This is a genomic window from Brevibacillus sp. AY1, from assembly GCF_029870785.1.
Taxonomy (GTDB): domain Bacteria; phylum Bacillota; class Bacilli; order Brevibacillales; family Brevibacillaceae; genus Brevibacillus; species Brevibacillus invocatus.
Map to the genome: position 1 here is coordinate 153,420 of NZ_JAFLPN010000001.1, position 18,633 is coordinate 172,052.

General features: G+C 49.7%; 23 protein-coding genes. 20 read left to right on the top strand and 3 right to left on the bottom strand.

The genetic code is table 11. The features are described from left to right. Positions 1–11: 11 nt before the first annotated feature. The 6 genes from JZI27_RS00795 (at position 12) to JZI27_RS00820 (ending at position 4,424) form a co-directional block, all read left to right on the top strand. Complete coding sequence (locus JZI27_RS00795) at positions 12–779, top strand: 16S rRNA (uracil(1498)-N(3))-methyltransferase (RefSeq protein WP_122907211.1); 768 nt, start codon at positions 12–14, stop codon at positions 777–779. Between the two features lie 18 nt (positions 780–797). Beyond that, positions 798–2,156: a tRNA (N(6)-L-threonylcarbamoyladenosine(37)-C(2))-methylthiotransferase MtaB gene (mtaB, locus tag JZI27_RS00800; protein ID WP_280206280.1), complete on the top strand. Its 1,359-nt coding sequence runs from the start codon at positions 798–800 to the stop codon at positions 2,154–2,156. Then, positions 2,153–2,581 carry an NUDIX hydrolase gene (locus JZI27_RS00805; RefSeq protein ID WP_280206282.1) on the top strand — a complete coding sequence of 143 codons (429 nt, stop codon included), beginning with the start codon at positions 2,153–2,155 and terminating at the stop codon, positions 2,579–2,581. The genes mtaB and JZI27_RS00805 overlap by 4 nt, the downstream gene beginning before the upstream one ends. A gap of 3 nt (positions 2,582–2,584) precedes the next feature. Beyond that, on the top strand, positions 2,585–3,250 hold the full coding sequence (gene deoC, locus JZI27_RS00810) for a deoxyribose-phosphate aldolase (protein ID WP_280206285.1): 666 nt from the start codon (positions 2,585–2,587) through the stop codon (positions 3,248–3,250). 111 nt (positions 3,251–3,361) lie between these two features. Continuing rightward, on the top strand, positions 3,362–3,766 hold the full coding sequence (locus tag JZI27_RS00815) for a CidA/LrgA family protein (RefSeq protein WP_122907207.1): 405 nt from the start codon (positions 3,362–3,364) through the stop codon (positions 3,764–3,766). Then, positions 3,759–4,424, top strand: a complete 666-nt coding sequence (locus tag JZI27_RS00820) for an LrgB family protein (protein WP_122907206.1) — start codon at positions 3,759–3,761, stop codon at positions 4,422–4,424. Before JZI27_RS00815 ends, JZI27_RS00820 begins: the two co-directional genes overlap by 8 nt. 9 nt (positions 4,425–4,433) lie before the next feature. On the opposite strand, the gene JZI27_RS00825 is transcribed toward JZI27_RS00820, so the two are convergent. Next, the gene (locus tag JZI27_RS00825) at positions 4,434–5,375 is read right to left on the bottom strand and encodes a Na/Pi cotransporter family protein (protein ID WP_122907351.1); all 942 of its coding nucleotides are present in this window, start codon (positions 5,373–5,375) and stop codon (positions 4,434–4,436) included. 108 nt (positions 5,376–5,483) lie between these two features. On the opposite strand from JZI27_RS00825, the gene JZI27_RS00830 reads away from it, so the two are divergent. Then, complete coding sequence (locus tag JZI27_RS00830; protein ID WP_280206288.1) at positions 5,484–6,779, top strand: class I SAM-dependent rRNA methyltransferase; 1,296 nt, start codon at positions 5,484–5,486, stop codon at positions 6,777–6,779. 92 nt (positions 6,780–6,871) lie between these two features. Here JZI27_RS00830 and JZI27_RS00835 read toward each other — a convergent pair whose 3' ends face one another. Further along, the gene (locus tag JZI27_RS00835) at positions 6,872–7,372 is read right to left on the bottom strand and encodes a hypothetical protein (RefSeq protein ID WP_122907204.1); all 501 of its coding nucleotides are present in this window, start codon (positions 7,370–7,372) and stop codon (positions 6,872–6,874) included. A gap of 216 nt (positions 7,373–7,588) precedes the next feature. On the opposite strand from JZI27_RS00835, the gene JZI27_RS00840 reads away from it, so the two are divergent. After that, the gene (locus JZI27_RS00840; protein WP_122907203.1) at positions 7,589–8,707 is read left to right on the top strand and encodes a D-alanine--D-alanine ligase; all 1,119 of its coding nucleotides are present in this window, start codon (positions 7,589–7,591) and stop codon (positions 8,705–8,707) included. Positions 8,708–8,824: 117 nt separating this feature from the next. Here the strand turns inward: JZI27_RS00840 and JZI27_RS00845 are convergent, their stop codons facing one another. Next, positions 8,825–10,204: a UDP-N-acetylmuramoyl-tripeptide--D-alanyl-D-alanine ligase gene (locus JZI27_RS00845; RefSeq protein WP_122907202.1), complete on the bottom strand. Its 1,380-nt coding sequence runs from the start codon at positions 10,202–10,204 to the stop codon at positions 8,825–8,827. A gap of 231 nt (positions 10,205–10,435) precedes the next feature. Here JZI27_RS00845 and JZI27_RS00850 point away from each other — a divergent pair, with 231 nt between their 5' ends. The 12 genes from JZI27_RS00850 to JZI27_RS00905 all read left to right on the top strand — a co-directional run bounded on the left by JZI27_RS00850 (position 10,436) and on the right by JZI27_RS00905 (position 18,584). After that, complete coding sequence (locus JZI27_RS00850; protein ID WP_122907201.1) at positions 10,436–10,759, top strand: histidine triad nucleotide-binding protein; 324 nt, start codon at positions 10,436–10,438, stop codon at positions 10,757–10,759. Between the two features lie 113 nt (positions 10,760–10,872). After that, positions 10,873–11,046, top strand: coding sequence for a 30S ribosomal protein S21 (rpsU, locus tag JZI27_RS00855; protein ID WP_007727630.1), 174 nt, complete (start codon positions 10,873–10,875; stop codon positions 11,044–11,046). A gap of 17 nt (positions 11,047–11,063) precedes the next feature. After that, positions 11,064–11,510 carry a GatB/YqeY domain-containing protein gene (locus tag JZI27_RS00860; RefSeq protein ID WP_122907200.1) on the top strand — a complete coding sequence of 149 codons (447 nt, stop codon included), beginning with the start codon at positions 11,064–11,066 and terminating at the stop codon, positions 11,508–11,510. A 184-nt stretch (positions 11,511–11,694) separates the two neighbouring features. Beyond that, entirely contained in the window at positions 11,695–13,038 is a 1,344-nt protein-coding gene (locus JZI27_RS00865; RefSeq protein ID WP_280206293.1) for an NfeD family protein, read from the top strand. A gap of 6 nt (positions 13,039–13,044) precedes the next feature. After that, a complete protein-coding gene (gene floA, locus JZI27_RS00870) occupies positions 13,045–14,049 on the top strand; it encodes a flotillin-like protein FloA (protein WP_122907198.1) in 1,005 nt (334 codons plus the stop codon). An 11-nt stretch (positions 14,050–14,060) separates the two neighbouring features. Then, positions 14,061–14,552 carry a hypothetical protein gene (locus tag JZI27_RS00875; RefSeq protein ID WP_280206296.1) on the top strand — a complete coding sequence of 164 codons (492 nt, stop codon included), beginning with the start codon at positions 14,061–14,063 and terminating at the stop codon, positions 14,550–14,552. Positions 14,553–14,735: 183 nt separating this feature from the next. Further along, positions 14,736–14,942 carry a sigma-70 family RNA polymerase sigma factor gene (locus tag JZI27_RS00880; protein WP_122907196.1) on the top strand — a complete coding sequence of 69 codons (207 nt, stop codon included), beginning with the start codon at positions 14,736–14,738 and terminating at the stop codon, positions 14,940–14,942. Between the two features lie 198 nt (positions 14,943–15,140). Then, the gene (gene yqfC / locus JZI27_RS00885) at positions 15,141–15,425 is read left to right on the top strand and encodes a sporulation protein YqfC (protein WP_251243589.1); all 285 of its coding nucleotides are present in this window, start codon (positions 15,141–15,143) and stop codon (positions 15,423–15,425) included. 36 nt (positions 15,426–15,461) lie between these two features. Continuing rightward, a complete protein-coding gene (gene yqfD / locus JZI27_RS00890; RefSeq protein ID WP_280206299.1) occupies positions 15,462–16,676 on the top strand; it encodes a sporulation protein YqfD in 1,215 nt (404 codons plus the stop codon). A gap of 39 nt (positions 16,677–16,715) precedes the next feature. Continuing rightward, positions 16,716–17,690 (top strand): PhoH family protein, encoded by a 975-nt coding sequence (locus JZI27_RS00895; protein WP_122907193.1) that lies wholly within the window; start codon positions 16,716–16,718, stop codon positions 17,688–17,690. 4 nt (positions 17,691–17,694) lie between these two features. Beyond that, complete coding sequence (gene ybeY, locus JZI27_RS00900; protein ID WP_183184735.1) at positions 17,695–18,204, top strand: rRNA maturation RNase YbeY; 510 nt, start codon at positions 17,695–17,697, stop codon at positions 18,202–18,204. Positions 18,205–18,212: 8 nt separating this feature from the next. Further along, positions 18,213–18,584: a diacylglycerol kinase family protein gene (locus JZI27_RS00905; protein ID WP_251243585.1), complete on the top strand. Its 372-nt coding sequence runs from the start codon at positions 18,213–18,215 to the stop codon at positions 18,582–18,584. Positions 18,585–18,633 lie beyond the last annotated feature (49 nt).

The window sequence follows — 18,633 nt, forward strand, 5'->3', positions numbered from 1 at the left end:
AGGTTGGCGAGATGCAACGATATTTTGTCGAGCCAGATCTCTTTTCTGAAGACGAGATTTCGATAGTAGGCGACGATGTACACCATATCGTAAATGTCATGCGTGCGAAAGAAGGCGAGGAAATCCTTGTCTCGAATGGCGCCGGACGAACAGCTTTGGCCAAGCTAGTCATGCTGTCCTCCAAGGAAGTAAAGGCACAGGTGCTGGAGCTTTTGGATGAACAATGTGAGCTGCCAATCCGGATTACGATTGGACAAGGGTTGCCAAAGGGCGAGAAGATGGAGTGGATCTTGCAAAAGGGGACGGAACTTGGGGCGTACTCCTTTTTTCCGTTTTCATCTGAACGCACTATCGTCAAGCTGGACGCTAAAAAAGAAGCAAAAAAATTAGAACGCTGGCGCAAGATCGTAAAAGAAGCAGCCGAACAGTCCCATCGGGCTGTATTGCCTGAAATTCTTCCACCTGTCTCGTTTCGCGAGGCTTTGAAAGCATCCAATGCGTATACTCGCTGTGCGATTGCCTATGAAAAAGAAGGCGGCACTACGCTGCATCAGGTGCTGGATGAATTGCAGGGAGACGATACACTGCTCGTACTGATTGGACCAGAAGGTGGCTTTTCTCCAGAGGAAGTAGGAATTGCGGAGTCGAACGGGTTCTTGCCGATCTCACTCGGACCGCGCATCCTGCGTACAGAAACAGCGAGTCAGTATGTGCTGGCTTGCGCTTCCTACCAGTTCGAACGAAAACATGCAGCTGCTGGCACTGGTGGAGAAGCGTAGAAGAAAGGAGGAATAGCAATGTCTACCGTTGCTTTTCATACATTGGGTTGTAAAGTGAACAGCTATGAAACAGAAGCAATTTGGCAGCTGTTCAAGGCAGACGGCTATGAGCGTGTTGACTTTGAACAGGATGAAGCCGATGTTTACGTCATCAATACATGTACCGTAACCAATACAGGGGATAAAAAAAGCCGCCAAGTGATTCGCCGTGCGATTCGCCGTAATCCAGATGCAATCGTAGCCGTGACAGGGTGCTATGCGCAGACCTCTCCGAGTGAGATCGCTCAAATTCCAGGCGTGGACATCATTGTCGGTACACAAGGGCGAGAAAAACTGATTGAATACGTGGATCAAATTCGCCTCGAGCGTACACCGATCAATGCGGTCGGAAACATCATGAAAGCGCGTGATTTCGAGGAGCTGGATGTACCTAATTTTACAGATCGTACGCGCGCTTCTCTCAAAATTCAAGAGGGCTGCAACAACTTCTGCACCTTCTGCATCATTCCCTGGGCGCGCGGCCTGATGCGCTCCCGCCAACCGGAGAGTGTGGTAGAGCAAGCCAAAAAGCTGGTAGAAGCCGGCTATCTGGAAATCGTTCTGACCGGAATCCATACAGGCGGCTACGGGGAAGACCTGGAGGATTACAATCTTGCCAAGCTGCTGCTGGACTTGCATCAGGTAGAAGGATTGAAACGAATCCGGATCAGCTCGATCGAAGCCAGCCAAATCACGGATGAAGTGATTCAGGTAATCAATGATTCCGACCGTGTTGTGCGACATCTGCATGTGCCGCTGCAAGCCGGACATGATGAAGTCCTGAAACGGATGCGCCGCAAGTACACGACGGCTGAATTCTATGAAAAAATGGTCAAGGTCCGCGAAGCGCTTCCGGGTGTGGCATTGACGACCGATGTAATCGTAGGCTTCCCGGGAGAGACTGAAGAGCAGTTTGAAGAGGGCTACGCCTTCATGCAGAAGATCGGTTTTGCCGAGATGCACGTATTCCCTTATTCGATGCGCACGGGTACTCCGGCAGCTCGGATGACGGATCAAGTTCCAGAGGAAATCAAACACGAGCGCGTGGCGAAACTGCTGGAACTGAACAAAGAGCTGCAAATGGCCTACTCCCAACAATTTGTCGGCGATGTACTGGAAGTGATCCCTGAGCGCCCATTCAAGGATGCACCGGACAGCGGGCTCTTGATGGGGTATTCGGATAACTATCTGAATGTCGTGTTTGCAGGAGACGAAAGTATGATCGGGAAAATCTGCAAAGTACGCCTGGATGGGCCTGGAACCGAATATTGCCAGGGAACATTCGTCCGTGTTTTGGAGCAGGAGCAGTTACCCCTTTTAAAGGAGCGAGCCATATGACGGAGATTTCGGCAGGAGGCGTCGTTTACCGCCAACAAGACGGAGAATACATGCTTCTCTTGATCGAAGACCGATATGGCAAGGTAACGTTGGCAAAAGGCAAGCAGGAATTGGGCGAGACCATCCAGGAAACGGCATTGCGCGAAGTGCTGGAAGAGACCGGAGTGGCCGGACGCCTGGGAGAAAAGCTCGATACGATCTACTACGAATATACCCAAGCAGCGACAGGAGAGGTCGTGAACAAAGAAGTTCACTACTATCTGGTCGAAGCGTACAACACAGAGATCACCGTACAGCTGGAAGAGATCAACGATGTTCATTGGCATTCAGCCAGTGAAGCGTGGACCCTGCAGCAGGAACGCGGATACCGGAACAACGACAGCATCTTACGTCTGGCGTTTGAACATTTAGGGATTGAGGTGTAAATCATGAAGTTGAATGCCTATATTGACCATACCCTTCTGAAGCCAGAAGCGACTGAAACGATGATCGACAAGCTGTGTGAAGAAGCCAAAGCGCACGATTTTGCCTCTGTATGCGTGAACCCGTACTGGGTGGCACGTTCTGCGAAGCTTTTGAGTGGAACCAATGTGAAAGTATGTACCGTGATCGGTTTTCCTCTTGGAGCCAATACTTCTGCTGTAAAGGCAGCTGAAACTCGTGACGCGATTGCCAATGGTGCTACAGAAGTGGACATGGTTCTCAACGTGGGCGCACTCAAATCCGGAGATCTGGATCTGGTGCGTTCCGACGTGGCTGCTGTCAAACAGGCAGCTGGCGATGTTCTGCTCAAAGTGATTCTGGAGACAGGACTTTTGACAGACGAGGAAAAAGAGATTGCCTGCAAATTGTGCGTGGAAGCAGGTGCGGATTACGTCAAAACCTCTACCGGCTTTGGGCCAGGTGGAGCTACTGTAGCGGATATTGCTTTGATGCGAAAAGCGGTAGGAGAAGGCCTCGGAGTCAAAGCTTCCGGTGGCGTCCGTGACCGTGAAACAGCATTGGCGATGATTGAAGCAGGCGCTACACGTATCGGTACCAGCTCGGGGATTTCCATTGTGTCTGGTCATGCACCTACAGGCAGCGGATATTAGCAAGAAAGAGAGGAAGCCTGACCCAGTAGTTGGTCGGGCTTCTTCCGTTTCCTTTATGGACAAATAGAGACAGACCTATTCAAAACCGTAATGAGGAGAGAGGGAATAGAGATGAAAATCGTCAATGGCATACTGATCCTGCTCGTTTTTTACGGAGCAGGAACGTTGGCGAACAAATGGCTCCACATTCCATTGCCAGGAAATCTGTTGGGCATGCTGCTGCTCACACTTGCCCTATGCAAGGGTTGGATTCGAATGGATTGGGTGGAGAAAGCGAGCGGCTTTTTGATCCGGCATATGATGCTGTTTTTTGTCCCGATCATTGCAGGTGTCGCTTCCTATATGGGTCTGATTTCGCAGGATCCGTGGCCGATCCTGGTCTCGCTTGTCGTAGGCCCGTTTTTGGTGATGATCGTGTCGGGACGAGTCGTCCAGTGGTATGTAAACAGACAGCAGGATCAGCGGGATCAAGCAAAACCAAATTTGCCACAGGAGGGGAGATCATTCGATGCTTAACGAACTTTTCGCCATCCTGGTAATTGTGGTAGGCTATGTGGTGGCAACCTTGATTGCGGCGCGTTACCCTCGTTTTCAGCCGTTAATCGTAGCTGTAGTGCTCGTCTGGTTTGCATGGTGGCTGCTGAGCAACGACTGGGAGGTCTTTTCGGCGGGAGGATCTTGGATTTCATTCTGGCTAGGTCCTGCAACCGTTGCGTTGGCAGTACCGTTGGCGAAACAGATAAAAGAGTTCGCTCACATCTGGCGTGGTGTCTTGTTGGGTGTAGCAGCAGGCTGTGCAGTATCCATCCTTTCTGTACTCATCATTCATGCCAGCTTCGGATATGACAAGACGATGGTCCATAGCATGCTAAGCAAATCCGTCACCACACCAATCGCGTTGGAGCTGGCTCACTCCATTGGCGGAATTCCAGCATTGGCAGCTTTGTTTACAGCGTTGACAGGCTTTATCGGAACCATTTTTGCCCGTCCTGTGCTAGCCTGGGCGAAAATAACAGACGACAGGGCGATCGGCATCGCAGTAGGGACGAGCGCTCATGCCATCGGTACGGCCAGTCTGAACCGGATTTCCCAGATGCAGACAGCGGCCTCTACCGTAGCCATGATCGTTGCTGGTGTCGTGACGTCCCTATTTCTCATTCCGTTTTCCTTTTGATCAAACCCATTAGCCTCGCACCTTTTTATCCGGAATCAGCCATTGAATGAATCGGGCAATCTGATCCGTAAAAGGCAGGGCGACAAGGGAGCAGATGAGATTGAAGATCGTCTGGGAATGGGCGATCTGCATCGATACGTTATCTGTTAGGAAGGCGCTGACGAGGGCAAGCTGGGAAAGAAAAGGCAAAAAGACAAGCGCTCCCGCAACATTGAACAAGGTATGGCACCAGGCGACCTGCTTGGAAGCGGTATTTGTACCGATGCTGGCAATAACGGCAGTGAAGCAGGTTCCAATATTGGCTCCAAGCACGATAGCCAAGGCCGTTTCCATCGACATCATCTGATGGCTCATCAACCCCATCGTGATGACAGTCGTCGCTGAGCCGCTGTGAATCAAGGCGGTGAAGACCATGCCGGTAATCAGGCCGATCCAGATGGAATGGCGGCTTTCAGAAAAGAGAGAGCGGAACGTCTCAGATTGTTCCAAAGGCGCTGCCATCACTTTTAATGTGTCGATACCTAGAAAAATCAACCCGAATCCGGCGACAACCAATCCAAGACATCGTGGTGTTCGTCGTGGCATCAGCCAGAGAGCGACACCGATGAGCAGCATGGGCACTGCGAAGGATTCGAGCTTGAGGGCAATCAGCTCAGTGGTTACCGTAGTGCCCAGATTGGTTCCGAGAATGATTCCTACCGTTTGGGAAAAAGGAATCATTCCAGCATTCGTCAAGCCAATCGTCAGCACGGTTACGGCGCTGGAGCTCTGCAGGATAAAGGTCGTGATCAAGCCCATCCAGAAGCTGTGTACAGGGGTGCGAGTGACCCGGTACATCCATTGCTCCATTTTTTTACCCGCCAGGTTTTGAAAGCCTGAACGCATCGCAAACATGCCGAACAGAAAAAAACTGAGCCCGATCGTAAACGGGGCGAGGATGGAAAACAACAGGATTCCTCCTTCCAGCGAGAGGTGCACGAAGCTGGGGGATGGGGATAAAGCAAACTATTATACGCTATGCTTGTACGAAGACAGGCATGACTAGGAGGACTCAATATAGTGACACGAGTACAATTACATAAGCATCGGAAGAAGAGGCTGGAGGCAGGCCACCCATGGATTTATCAGTCAGAAGTCGCCCAGGTTGAAGGGGATGCAGTACCTGGAGAGATTGTCGAGGTCGTCAATCATCAGGGGCATTTTCTTGCACAAGGCTACATCAACCCGGCCTCACAAATGATCGTACGCATCATGAGCTACGATCCCAAGGAAAAAATAGATTATGACTTTTTCCTGCGTAAAATCCGCGAGGCAGCAGCGTTTAGAACCCGTTTTGTCGATAACCCGAAAGCGTGCCGGGTGCTTTACGGAGAAGCGGATTTTCTGCCTGGTTTGATCGTGGATCGCTACAACGACATCTTGGTTACTCAAGTGCTTTCACTTGGTATGGAACAGCGTCTGGACTGGATTCGTGATGCGCTGGTCGAGGTGTTTTCCCCACAGGGCATTTATTTGCGCAATGATGTGCCTGTACGCCAACTGGAAGGGCTTGAGCAAGGCAAGGGAGTACTTTACGGAGAATGTCCGCGAGAAGTGACGATTGAGGAAAACGGATTGAAGTACATCGTGGACATCATCGAAGGACAAAAAACAGGCTTTTTCTACGATCAGCGGGAAAATCGCGCTTCGATCCAGCCGTTGATGAAGGGCTGGGGGGAAAAGCACGGGATTACCCTGCAAACAGTGGAGGTCGAGAATGAAAATAAACTCGTGCCTGTAGACAAACGAGGAAAAGTAATCAAAAATCCATTTTGGGACGGTGCCGAAGTGCTGGAGTGCTTTACGCATACGGGCTCGTTTACTTTAAACGCCTGCAAGCACGGAGCCAAAAAGGTCACAGCATTGGATATATCTGAACATGCGATTGAAACCGCCAAGCGCAACATTACCTTGAACGGTTTTTTGCATCGCGTCGATTTTGTGGTAGCCAACGCTTTCGATTATTTGCGTGAACAGGTGGAGGCTGAACGATCCTGGGATGTCGTCATTCTGGATCCTCCGGCATTTGCCAAATCTCGCGGCGCAGTCAAAGGGGCATGCAGAGGCTACAAGGATATTAATCTGAACGGCATGAAGCTTGTCCGGTCAGGAGGCTATTTAGTTACAGCATCCTGCTCGTACCACATGTCGCCTGATCTGTTCCTGGAGACGATCCAGGAGGCGGCGGTAGATGCGAAAAAGATCCTCCGCCTGATCGAATGGCGCGGCGCTGGCAAAGATCATCCGCAAATCAGTGGGGCTGATGAAGGACACTACTTGAAGTTCGCTATTTTTGAAGTGAGAAACCGGCGCTAGTCTTTCAGTGGACAAGCGCTCCATACATGAAGAAGGGGCAATCCTGCAGGCTGCGTACACAGCGGGATCGTCCCTCTCTTGCTTTCGTACAATTAGCTACCTGCACTGAACTGCTTGTCACTCATGACGCGACGAACGAGTTCCAGTGCCTTTTTGAATCCCAACTCCTGACCGAGAAAAACCTGGCTCTCTGCCGGCGTGGAGGCATGCATCTGAGACAAGGTATACAGCTCGTGGGAGAGTAGATGCTCGATCAAGTACACCTGTATTTGGCCAATCTCTCTTTCACTTTTTCGGTCGCGTTCCTGATACTTTTGTCTGGCTTTGCTCTCTTCCACGTACTTGTCGATGTCGTCTTCCAGAAAGTGTTCCGCGGTACAAATGATCTCCCTGTACTCATCGGTCTGGGAGGGGATGGAGCGGATGCTGTGACCGAGGTGAGATAACAAAAATTTGTTGAGGACGATGCTGTTTCCCGTATAATGGTTATGCAGCAAGGAATACTCACCCTGAAATTCTCCGCTTTCCTTATCAAAGCCATGCAGGAGAGTATAGGTAGAGCAATACGTACAAAACAGCAGATAGTCTCTCATGGAATTCCCTCCATGAAGGAAAGATTTAATGGCAGGATATGCCAAGGTCAGCGAAGTCGTGATTCTTGTGTACCTTGTATTTACAGAATGGTTTGTGTATGCTGAAATGTGGATTCAACCAGGCATAGAGCCAGTTGCTGGGTTATTGCATAGAATGATAAAGAACGATACGGGTTAGGCTCTCTGACAGCACAGAGAGGAAAGGGGCAAAACAAAATGGGTAGAGAGAAAATTCGTCTCGGTATTATCTACGGAGGAAAATCCTCGGAACACGAGGTTTCACTGCGCACAGCCTTGTCCATCATGAAAGCGGTGGACATGGATAAATACGACATTACACCAATCTATGTATCGTTGGATGGTGCCTGGATCAAGGGAGATGCCATGAGTGGCTTGCTGCCTGAATCCATTGCTTCCCTGCGGTTGACGAACGGGGAGAACGATGCTGAACAGATGAGCACAGGACTTGTCCGTTCGTCGCGGGCAGCCTCTCCTTTCTCGATTGGACAGCAAGTGGATGTATTCTTTCCGGTCGTCCACGGTCCAAATGGTGAAGACGGAACCATTCAGGGATTGCTGGAGCTGTCCAATCTCCCCTATGTAGGGACAGGCGTAATGGCATCTGCTGTCGGGATGGATAAATGGATGATGAAGACGGTCTTTGCCCAAGCGGGATTGCCTCAGGTCCGCTATGTGGGGCTGCTGCGCTCACAGTGGGAAAAGAACCGCGATGCAACGATGGACCGAATCGAGCAGGAGCTAGGATACCCCTGCTTCGTCAAGCCCGTAAATATGGGTTCTAGCGTCGGGATCAGCAAGGCAAAAAATCGATCCGAGCTTGAAGAGGCGCTGAATATTGCAGCCAAATTTGACCGGAGAATGATTGTTGAGCAATTTGTCAAAGCAAGGGAACTGGAAATTGGTGTGTTGGGCAATGAAGAGACCATCACATCGGTAGTCGGTGAGATTGTGGCAGCCAAGGAATTCTACGACTACGAAGCCAAGTACAAAGGTGCGGGGACAGAGTTGTCGATTCCGGCGAAGGTGCCACAGCATGTGTCAGAGCAAATCGCCGAAATTGCCAAAAAAGCGTTTCAGGCTTTGGACGGTTCCGGGTTGTCGCGGGTTGACTTCTTCTGGGATGAAGAACACGATAAGCTGTACATTAATGAAGTGAACACAATGCCAGGATTTACACCATACAGCATGTATCCGATGTTGTTCCAGGCTGCCGGCATCAGCTACAGCGAGTTGATTGACCGACTGGTTCAGCTTGCCCTTGAGCGCCACGCTGACAAGCAGCGCAACGTGGTCGATGCTGAGTCACTGGATTAACGTTCCTATGTATAATAGAAAAAGCCGCTTCTCCGATCATGGGAAGCGGCTTTTTTCTGTGAAAAACAGTTCGATATCTTTACATGAAATGAAAGTGGGTCTGACCGCTTTGTATGCTTATGCGTGTTCCAGATCTGGTAGGATCGTCCACAGCTCCATACCGCGAGAGGCCTTGAGCAGAAAAGCGTGCTTTGCATCACGCAGGGGAAGCAATGCCTGTGTGGCTTCCGCTTTGGTCGCAAAATGAAGCTTTTCCCCGTCGTACGTTTCTGAAATAAATCGGGAGTGATCGCCGATCGTCACGAGCAGCTCGAAATGCTCGCGCAGCTGATTCGCATACGCTCCTACCTGTCTGTGCAAATCGTCGCTCTCCAGTCCCAACTCGAACATGTCTCCTAAGACCAGCACTTTTTTGCGTTCGGGAAAGAGTTCAGCAAACGTACCGATCGCCGCCTCCATCGATGTCGGACTGGCGTTGTACGCATCGCTCACATAGAGCGCACCGTGGGCAGACTGTATTTTTTCAAAGCGCATGGCTGACAGCTTTACAGAAGCAAGGGCCTCAACGATCTGGTCATTCGTCATTCCGAGTCTTTTGGCAATCGCAACCGCAGGCAAGGCGTTCAGGACACTGTGCTTGCCAAAGAGCGGCAGAAAAGCAGGAAAATGCTCGCCAGACGCAAAGCATACCTCAAAACGCATCCCGTCTTCGAATGGTTCTATCTGGTCAGCCCAAATATCTGCTTCCTGAGTGACGGAGTAGTACAGAATCTCGCCTGCATACAAGTGGGAAACCTTGTGCAAATACTCCGAGTCGCCGTTCAATAGCACCAGGCCATCTGAAGCCGTATGGGGAAGAAGCTCGGCTTTAGCTAGGGCAATCTTCTCTTTCGTGCCAAAAAACTCGATGTGCGATTCGCCTATGTACGTAATGACGCTGATTTCCGGCTTTACTAGTGAAGCGAGCAGGTCAATTTCTCCAGCATGGTTCATCCCCAGCTCCAGCACGACTGCTTGATGCTCGGGTTCGACCTGCAGCAAAGAATAAGGAACGCCAATGTGGTTGTTATGATTTTTGTACGTTTTATAGATGGAATATTGACTCTCCAGGATGTGCGCCACGATGTCTTTGGTCGTGGTTTTGCCGATGCTTCCCGTGATGGCGATGTGCGTGGCGGAGAAATCTTTTCGATAGGCAGCAGCCAACTTCTGAAATGCCCGCAAGGTGTCGTTGACGAGAATAAGCGCAAAATCCTCTGGTAGTTGCGACGGTATTTTATCTTGATCAGAGATCAACGCTGCCGCTGCTCCTTTTTCCACTGCCTGCAAGAGAAAATCGTGCCCGTCTCTGGCGCCGCTCTGGATCGCAACAAACAAAGCGCCGGGTGCCAGCTGGCGGGTATCAAAATGTACGGAGGTGATCGCCGACTCCGGATTTCCCTTGAGCAGCAGTCCTTCCGCATGAATGGCGGCTTGTTGCAGTGCGATTGGTTTCATGTCCACAAACTCCTTTATCGTGATATCCGTTGGTCTTTTACGGGAATTGGGGATGATGTTCGGTCCAAACCTCGAGGTCATGCTATCACGCACTACTCGATGTCGCAAGGAAAAAATGCCGGACGCGGGGATTGATTCGCTATGCTTGGTTCGCTATCATGGTACTATTATCAATTTATACATACGAGCAGATCGCATAGCGGATGAATGTTCGAAAGGAGTTTTTCAGTCATGGAAAAAAGTATTTTTACCCGGATCATGGAAAAAGAAATTCCGGCACGTGTAGAGTATGAGGACGATCAGGTTATCGTCATTCACGATATTTCGCCAAAGGCTCCCGTCCATCTGTTGATCATTCCGCGCAAACCGATTCCTACTCTGATGGACGTGACAGATGAGGATCTGCCGTTGATCGGCCATATCCATCAGGTTGCCCAAAAGCTGGCACAAAAACTGGAATTGAAGGGATTCCGCCTCGTGAACAATTGCGGAAAAGAAGGCGGTCAGGAAGTGTTCCATATTCACTATCATTTTTTGGCGGGATTTCAAGAATAAAATGAACTAAAGGTTGACCTTCTTTGGTCAGATATCCTATAATGAAGTGTGACAGTCTGTTCGTTCGATTCGATTCAGGCGTCCCACGGTTTTAGCGGAGGGAGGGAAGACAAATGGCAGAAATTCGAGTCAAGAAAAACGAGTCTTTGGATAGCGCACTTCGCCGCTTTAAGCGTGAAAGCGCAAAATCTGGGGTGATGGCAGAACTGCGTAAACGTCGTCACTTTGAGAAGCCTAGCATTAAACGCAAGAAAAAATCCGAAGCTGCTCGCAAGCGCAAGTTTTAATTGACGGAGGGCCCATCATGAGTGTAATGGAGCGACTCGATCAAGATATGAAGCAAGCAATGAAAGACAGAGCTGCTCTAAAACTCTCTGTTATTCGCATGGTGAAAGCCGCGTTAAAGAACGAAGAGATAAACAAAGGCAGAACTTTGTCTGACGATGAAGTGCTGACCATCTTGACTCGTGAGTTAAAACAACGCCGTGAATCCCTCCACGAATTTGAGAAGGCAGCCCGTGAGGAACTTGCCTCGAAAGCGCGCGAAGAGATCGATGTGCTCTCCGCTTACTTACCCGTTCAGCTTAGCGAAGATGAGATTCGTGAAATCGTTCGTGAAGCGATTGCCTCTACCCATGCCAGCTCTAAGAAAGAGATGGGCAAAGTGATGGGTGCAATCATGCCCAAAGTAAAAGGCAGAGCAGACGGGAACCTCGTGCAGAAGATTGTATCTGAGGAATTACCTAATTAAATGAGTAACACCCTCATATAGATACGCAGAAAAACTCAGCCGGATATCGGTTGAGTTTTTCTTTGTATTCTACGATTCCATTTTTCCTGGTACTTCCGGCAAAAAAATGAAACGAATGTCGAACTTCTCCGTATACCATAGTAACCATTCGTGGGAAGCTGATAGTGGAAAGGAGGTTTATGGGATGAGTGCAACCCGCTCAGCGATGAGTCGCGTGCGCTTGCTAGTGTCGCTTCTTTGTCTGCTTGCATCGATGATACTTCTGCTATTTTCCCCGGTAACGACGGCTCAGACCTACCAAAAAGCGGTCTGGATCCCTGTCGAGAAGGAAATCGAACAGGGTCTTGAGAGCTTTTTACGCAGAGCATTCACAGAGGCAGAAGCACAGCAAGCTGATCTGATTATTCTGGATATCAATACACCGGGCGGGAAGATTGATGCTGCTGGAGCCATTGGTGAGCTCATTCGCCAATCGCCGATACACGTAGTTGCTTATATTGACAATCAGGCGTTTTCAGCAGGTACTTATATCGCATTGAATGCGAATGAGATCGTGATGACTCCTGGTAGCAGCATGGGAGCAGCTACTCCTATCGACATGGCAGGAAATGCTGCAGAAATCAAATTGATCTCAGGGTGGTCAAACCAGATGAAGGCGGCTGCGAAGCTGAATGATCGAAACCCTGATGTCGCTCGTGCAATGGTGGAAATAGACACGGAGTTTCCTGGTTTGAAGCCAAAGGGAACAGTCCTGTCTCTCGATGCAGAGCGAGCGAAGGAGGTTGGGTATGCCGACCGCTTGGTGAGCGGTAAAGATGAGCTGCTCAAACAATATGGCATCTTTGCAGACACGATGCAGACGATTGAACCGACGATCGGAGAAAATATCGCTCGTTGGGTAACCAGTCCGGTTGTGATGAGCATGCTTTTGATCATCGGGTTGGGGGGAATCGTAGTCGAACTGTTTGCACCAGGCTTTGGTGTAGCAGGGACGATTTCGATCTTTGCTTTCAGTCTTTATTTCTTCGGACATTACGTGGCAGGCTTTGCCAACTGGCTGCACATCGGATTGTTTCTTTTCGGTATTTTGCTCATGATCCTCGAAATTTTCCTTCCCGGAGGAATCGTTGGCGCGATAGGCTTTATCAGTATAGTAAGTGGTCTCGTCATGGCCGCCTACGATACAGAGCAAGGACTGGCCTCCTTGGGAATTGCCGTACTGATTACGGCGGTCATTACCTTTATCCTGATCAAGAAATACGGGTTTAAAGGCCTGATAAACCGTTTTATCCTGAGTGATGAACAGCGCAACGAACAAGGATACGTAGCTCCCAAAGACCAACGTAATCTTGTAGGTAAAAAAGGAATTGCGCTTACACCGTTCCGCCCGGCGGGTGTTGCCAAGATCGAGGGAATGCGAGTCGATGCTGTTTCCGCAGGAGGATTTATTCAGGCCGGTGTACAAATAGTGGTAGTACAGGTAGAAGGCACTCGCGTTGTAGTGCAGGAAGAAGAACAGAAGGAGTAGATGCTCATGTTAGACGGCGGATTGATTCCCCTCATATTTATGGTCGCGGTAGCGATCGTCGTACTTTCCATATTTTTTTCGTTTGTTCCAGTCATGCTCTGGATTTCGGCACTCGCTTCGGGTGTGCGGATCGGGATCATTACCCTCGTGGCGATGCGCCTGCGTCGTGTTGTACCGTCCCGGATCGTGAATCCGTTGATCAAAGCGCGTAAAGCGGGCTTGGAGCTCGATACGAACCAACTGGAAAGCCATTATCTAGCAGGCGGTAACGTAGACCGAGTCGTCGACGCGCTGGTTGCGGCACAGCGTGCAGATATTCCATTGGGCTTTGAACGTGCAGCAGCGATCGACCTGGCTGGACGTGACGTGCTGGAAGCAGTACAGATGAGCGTTAACCCGAAAGTGATTGAAACCCCAATCGTCGCAGCCATGGCGAAAGACGGTATCGAATTGCGCACAAGAGCGAAAGTGACCGTGCGTGCCAATATTGACCGTCTGGTCGGGGGTGCTGGTGAAGAAACCATCATTGCTCGTGTAGGTGAGGGAATCGTCTCGACGATCGGTTCTTCGGATAGTCACAAAGCGGTTTTGGAAAATCCCGATATGATTTCTAAAACAGTATTGAACAAAGGTCTTGATGCTGGTACTGCCTTCGAAATTCTCTCGATTGATATTGCGGACGTAGATGTAGGCAAAAACATCGGTGCTGAGCTTCAGACCGACCAAGCCGAAGCAGACAAACAGATTGCCCAGGCAAAAGCAGAAGAGCGTCGTGCAATGGCGGTAGCGACAGAGCAAGAGATGATTGCTCGCGTACAAGAGATGAAAGCGAAGGTTGTGGAAGCAGAAGCGCAGGTTCCACTTGCACTCGCAGAAGCACTGAAATCTGGCAAACTGGGCGTTATGGATTACTACAATATGCAAAACATAGCAGCTGATACACAAATGCGTCAATCGTTTGGATTGCCGGGCGAAAAGCAAAAAACTGAGTCCACAGACGGCCAGGATTAAGGTAACCTGACATGGATGACCTCATTTTTCTGCTCCTCGACCTGGTTGGCGATGTCTTAAGTTGGCTATGGCCGCTGATCGGCAAGTTCTGGTTCCTTATCGTGGGGTACATCGGATACAAGATTTTCGGTCAGGCTGCGAAAAAGGCAGGACAGGAGCAGAAGAGAAGAACGCTTACTCCTGTGGAGAGCGGAGGTTTCCCCACTCCTCAAAAGACCAAGGAGAGAAAAGCGGTTCGTGCTTCTTCCAAGTACGAACCCGTGCAGGCTGATTCACGGGAACAAGTCGGAATGGAATACGAAAGGCTTGACCGACCTTCCGAAGTGGTGCAGCGAATGACTTCAGAGCGAGAAGAGAGTGGACGATCAATGGAGGAGGCTCCAAATTCCAAGTCTGCGATCCAGCTGGACCCTCGTGAAGGGATGAAGTGGGCATTGATCTTTGGGGAACCCCGCTCGAAAGCTCCATATGCTTCTCCAAATACCCGGCGGAGAAGCGAGTAATTCATCGATTACACAACGAAGTGAATGTCCCGTTGAGTCGAAAAACGACTGGATGGGGCATTTTCTTTTATTGAAAATGTCGAATTATAGCGAAAATATAAACTTGTCTATCTTTAGTAGGTTTACTATTCTACTCTTAGGATTGAAATTTTTTCCAACATCGCAGAGGAGGATGGTTAAGCGGTGGATACGAAAAGTGTGGATCAAATGGGACGTTTTCGCAAAAAGGTGATTCAGCTTGCCATTGTTGAAAAAAAGTCGATCTACGAGACAGCCATAGCGTGTGGCTGCACGGCAGAGAAAGTGAAACGCGTCATCAAAAAATGGAAGACGCTTTCTCGGTATGAAGAATCTGCTGCTCCCGCACATTTGAATGACAAACACACATAGCTTGCCGCTTCCTCAAAAGGAGCTGCAAGTTTTTTTTTATTCCGTTCAAGAAAGAATGGTTAAGGGCAATGAGTCAAGGAAGGGCAGAGCAGACTTAATTCTTATGAATCACTTGCTGATTGGGCGCATAAAAATGGTTAAGAACGGTTGTGAATGGCTATTCGGCGTCATTGCGCCAGTACGAGAGGGGGCTTTTCCATGAGGCGTTGGAGCCGCCGTCTGCGCCATCTGGCCGGAGGGGTATTGGACCTGCCACAAGATGTAGTTCTGGAAGTCCCGCGGATCACGATGATCGGGCATCTTCAAATGTACATAGAAAATCATCGCGGAGTTCTGCACTTTAGTGAAAAAGAGCTCCGTTTGTTGTTGACCAATGGACAGCTGATCGTATCGGGGGAACAGCTTGTCATTCGGGCGATTCTGCCAGAAGAGGTCTTGCTGGAAGGCCGGATTGGAAGCGTGAAATTTTTGGAAAAGCCATGATTGGGATCAAACACATGAAAAAGGTGGGACTCATGTATGCGTTATGGACTGAAGGAGTGGACAGAGGGATACGTCACGATCACGGTGAGGGGAAAGCGTTTTGAACGCTTCCTCAACATGGCAGTACGTGAAGGTCTGCGCATCTGGAATATTCGTCGAGTAGGTACGGAAGCGTGCCGTTGTGATATTTTGATCAAGGATTATTTTCGGCTGCGTCCTTTGATGAGAGAGACAGGCTGTCGCAGTCACGTCGAGCAGCGGGAAGGCTTTCCATTTTGGTTGGCCAGGCTTCGTCGAAGATCTGGCTTGGCGATTGGAGCATTTCTTTTTCTTGTCGGATTGTACATGCTCTCATCCTTCATATGGACCGTTGAAGTTCAAGGCACCAAGCAATTGAGTCCTGAAAGAGTCATGCAGGTAGCTGAACAAATAGGGATTAAAGAAGGGGCTTGGAAGGTCAAACTAAAAGAACCACTGCATTTGCAAAGAGAGCTGACAAGCCTTCTGCCGGAAGTGACTTGGGTGGGGGTGAAGATCCAAGGAACCAAGGTGACACTGCAGGTAGTGGAAAAAGACGAGCCTGCCAAACCGATTGTGACCGGACCGCGTCATTTAGTTGCAAAAAAACGTGCGGTGATCCAAACAATTTTGCCTGAAGCCGGCCGCAGTCAGGTGACGGTAAACCAATTTGTTGAAAAAGGACAAGTGCTCATCTCCGGTATTATTGGGAACGACGAGCGCCAAAAGGCCGTTTCTGCAAAAGGGACAATCCGAGGTGAAGTCTGGTATATCAGCAATGCTTCGGTACCTCTCAAACAGAGCCACACGCGTTTGACCGGAGAAAAACAGGATCAGCAATATCTGGTGATTGGTCCGTACGCGGTGCAGGTATGGCCGTTCGAGAAGCTGCCATTTAGCCAATATGAAAGCAAGGAAAAGCGATTCATGCCTGGCTATGCAGGGTATACATCGCCGGTTGGCTGGAAAAGGGTGACGCACGAAGAGATTGTACAGACCCAAAAAGAGTTGAAAGTCGAGGAAGCAAAAGCGTTGGCTATTCGATTTGCTCGTGAGGATATCCTGCGTAAGGCAGGCAAGGATGCTTCCATTCAACAGGAAAAAGTTTTGCACGCTACATCAGAGAATGGTAAAGTTTACGTAAGCATTCATTTTTCAGTCATCGAAGACATCGGTGTTGAACAACCGATCGTGGGCGTTCCCCAGACACCGGAAGTAAACAGCAATTCGTGAGGTAATAATGATAACCGTTCCGAGGAGATGGAAGCTAAGTTGCACGTACAAGATGAGGTAAAAATCCCGTTTTCAGACGCATCTGAAGCCTTGCTGTTGTTTGGACCGCACGACGCGTATCTAAAGCTGATCGAGGAGAAAAGCTCCGCCAAGGTCATGACCAGAGAAGGAGAGCTGGTGATTACCGGTGATAAGGCGGAAGTGGATAAGCTGACAGAGTTGTTTGGTATCCTCCTGCAGTTGATTCGCCGGGGTATCGCCCTGTCCGAGAGAGACATTTCCTATGCGATGATGCTGATCGAGCGTGGTGAGGGAGCGCAACTGCTCGATGTGTATGACGAAGAAGTAGCCCGTACCCAACGCGGCAAGCTGATTCGGGCAAAGACACTGGGACAGCGGCATTATCTGTCTGCGATCAAGCGACATGATATTGCATTTGGAATTGGTCCTGCTGGTACGGGAAAAACATACCTGGCTGTCGTCATGGCAGTCAACGCCTTGAAAAGTGGACGAGTCAAGCGGATTGTCTTGACCAGGCCGGCCGTAGAAGCTGGTGAGAGCCTGGGATTCTTGCCCGGAGATTTGCAGGAGAAAGTAGATCCGTATCTGCGCCCGCTCTATGATGCCCTGTACGATATGCTCGGCACCGAACAAGTCGCCAAAATGATGGAGAGAGGCTTGATTGAGGTAGCTCCACTCGCTTACATGCGCGGCCGTACGCTGGAAGATTCCTTTGTCATTTTGGACGAGGCTCAAAATACTACGCCTGAACAAATGAAGATGTTTCTGACCCGCCTTGGATTTGGTTCCAAAATGGTGGTGACAGGGGACGTGACCCAGATTGACCTTCCAAAAGGAAAAAAATCGGGTCTTCGGGAAGCTGAACGTATATTGAATCCAATTCGTGACGTCGCTTTTATCCGATTCCAGGAGGGAGACGTTGTCCGTCACAGCCTGGTACAGAAGATCATTGAAGCTTATGCCAAGGAAGAAGCGGATCAGAATAACCGATAAATGAATGGTGGAAGAAAAAGGAGATTTTACTACTGTGCTATCTGTAGAAATTTTGCACGAAGAGATCGAACCCATTGAAGAGCGTTTGCAGGAATTGATTATTCAATGCTTGCAGGCAGCCGCTAAACGTGAAGAAGTAACCGGCGAGGTTGTCGTTACCCTGGTGAATAACGAGCGGATTCACGAGCTGAATCGTGATTATCGCGGTGTCGATCGCCCCACAGATGTCTTGTCCTTTGCCATGAATGAAGAAGGTGAAGGGGAGATGGAGATCTTCATCGACGAAGATGAGATCGACGACTATCCGAATATGCTTGGCGATATCATCATTTCCTTGCCCAAAACCAAGGAACAGGCTGAGGACTACGGACATTCCTTTGAACGCGAATTAGGCTTTCTCGCCGTTCATGGATTCTTGCACCTGTTGGGCTACGATCATGGCACTGAGGCAGAGGAAAAGGAAATGTTTTCTCGTCAAGAAGAGGTCTTGCAGGAAATTGGCTTGACGAGGTAGGGATTGCTGTGAAGGAATGGCATCGCTTTGTGCGCAGTTTTTCCTGCGCGATAGAGGGAATAGCCTATACGGTAAAGACTCAGCGAAACATGCAGATCCACCTAGTCGCAGCCGTTCTTGCTCTAGTCGCATCCTGGTGGCTGGATATTTCTCGCAACGATACTTTGCTAGTCTTTTTTGCGATAGCACTTGTGTTTGCGCTGGAGATAGTCAATACGGCGATCGAAGCTGCTGTGGACATCGCCTCCCCAGATTGGCATGCCAAAGCGAAAATTGCCAAGGATGCAGCCGCTGGCGCCGTTTTGGTGGCTGCCTGTTTGGCCGTCCTGATTGGAATCGCTGTCTTTGGCCCTCCTTTGTTCCACAAGATTTGGGGTTAGAAACACTCAAGAGTACCGGACGAACTGCACCTTCAGGCAGATGTCTGGT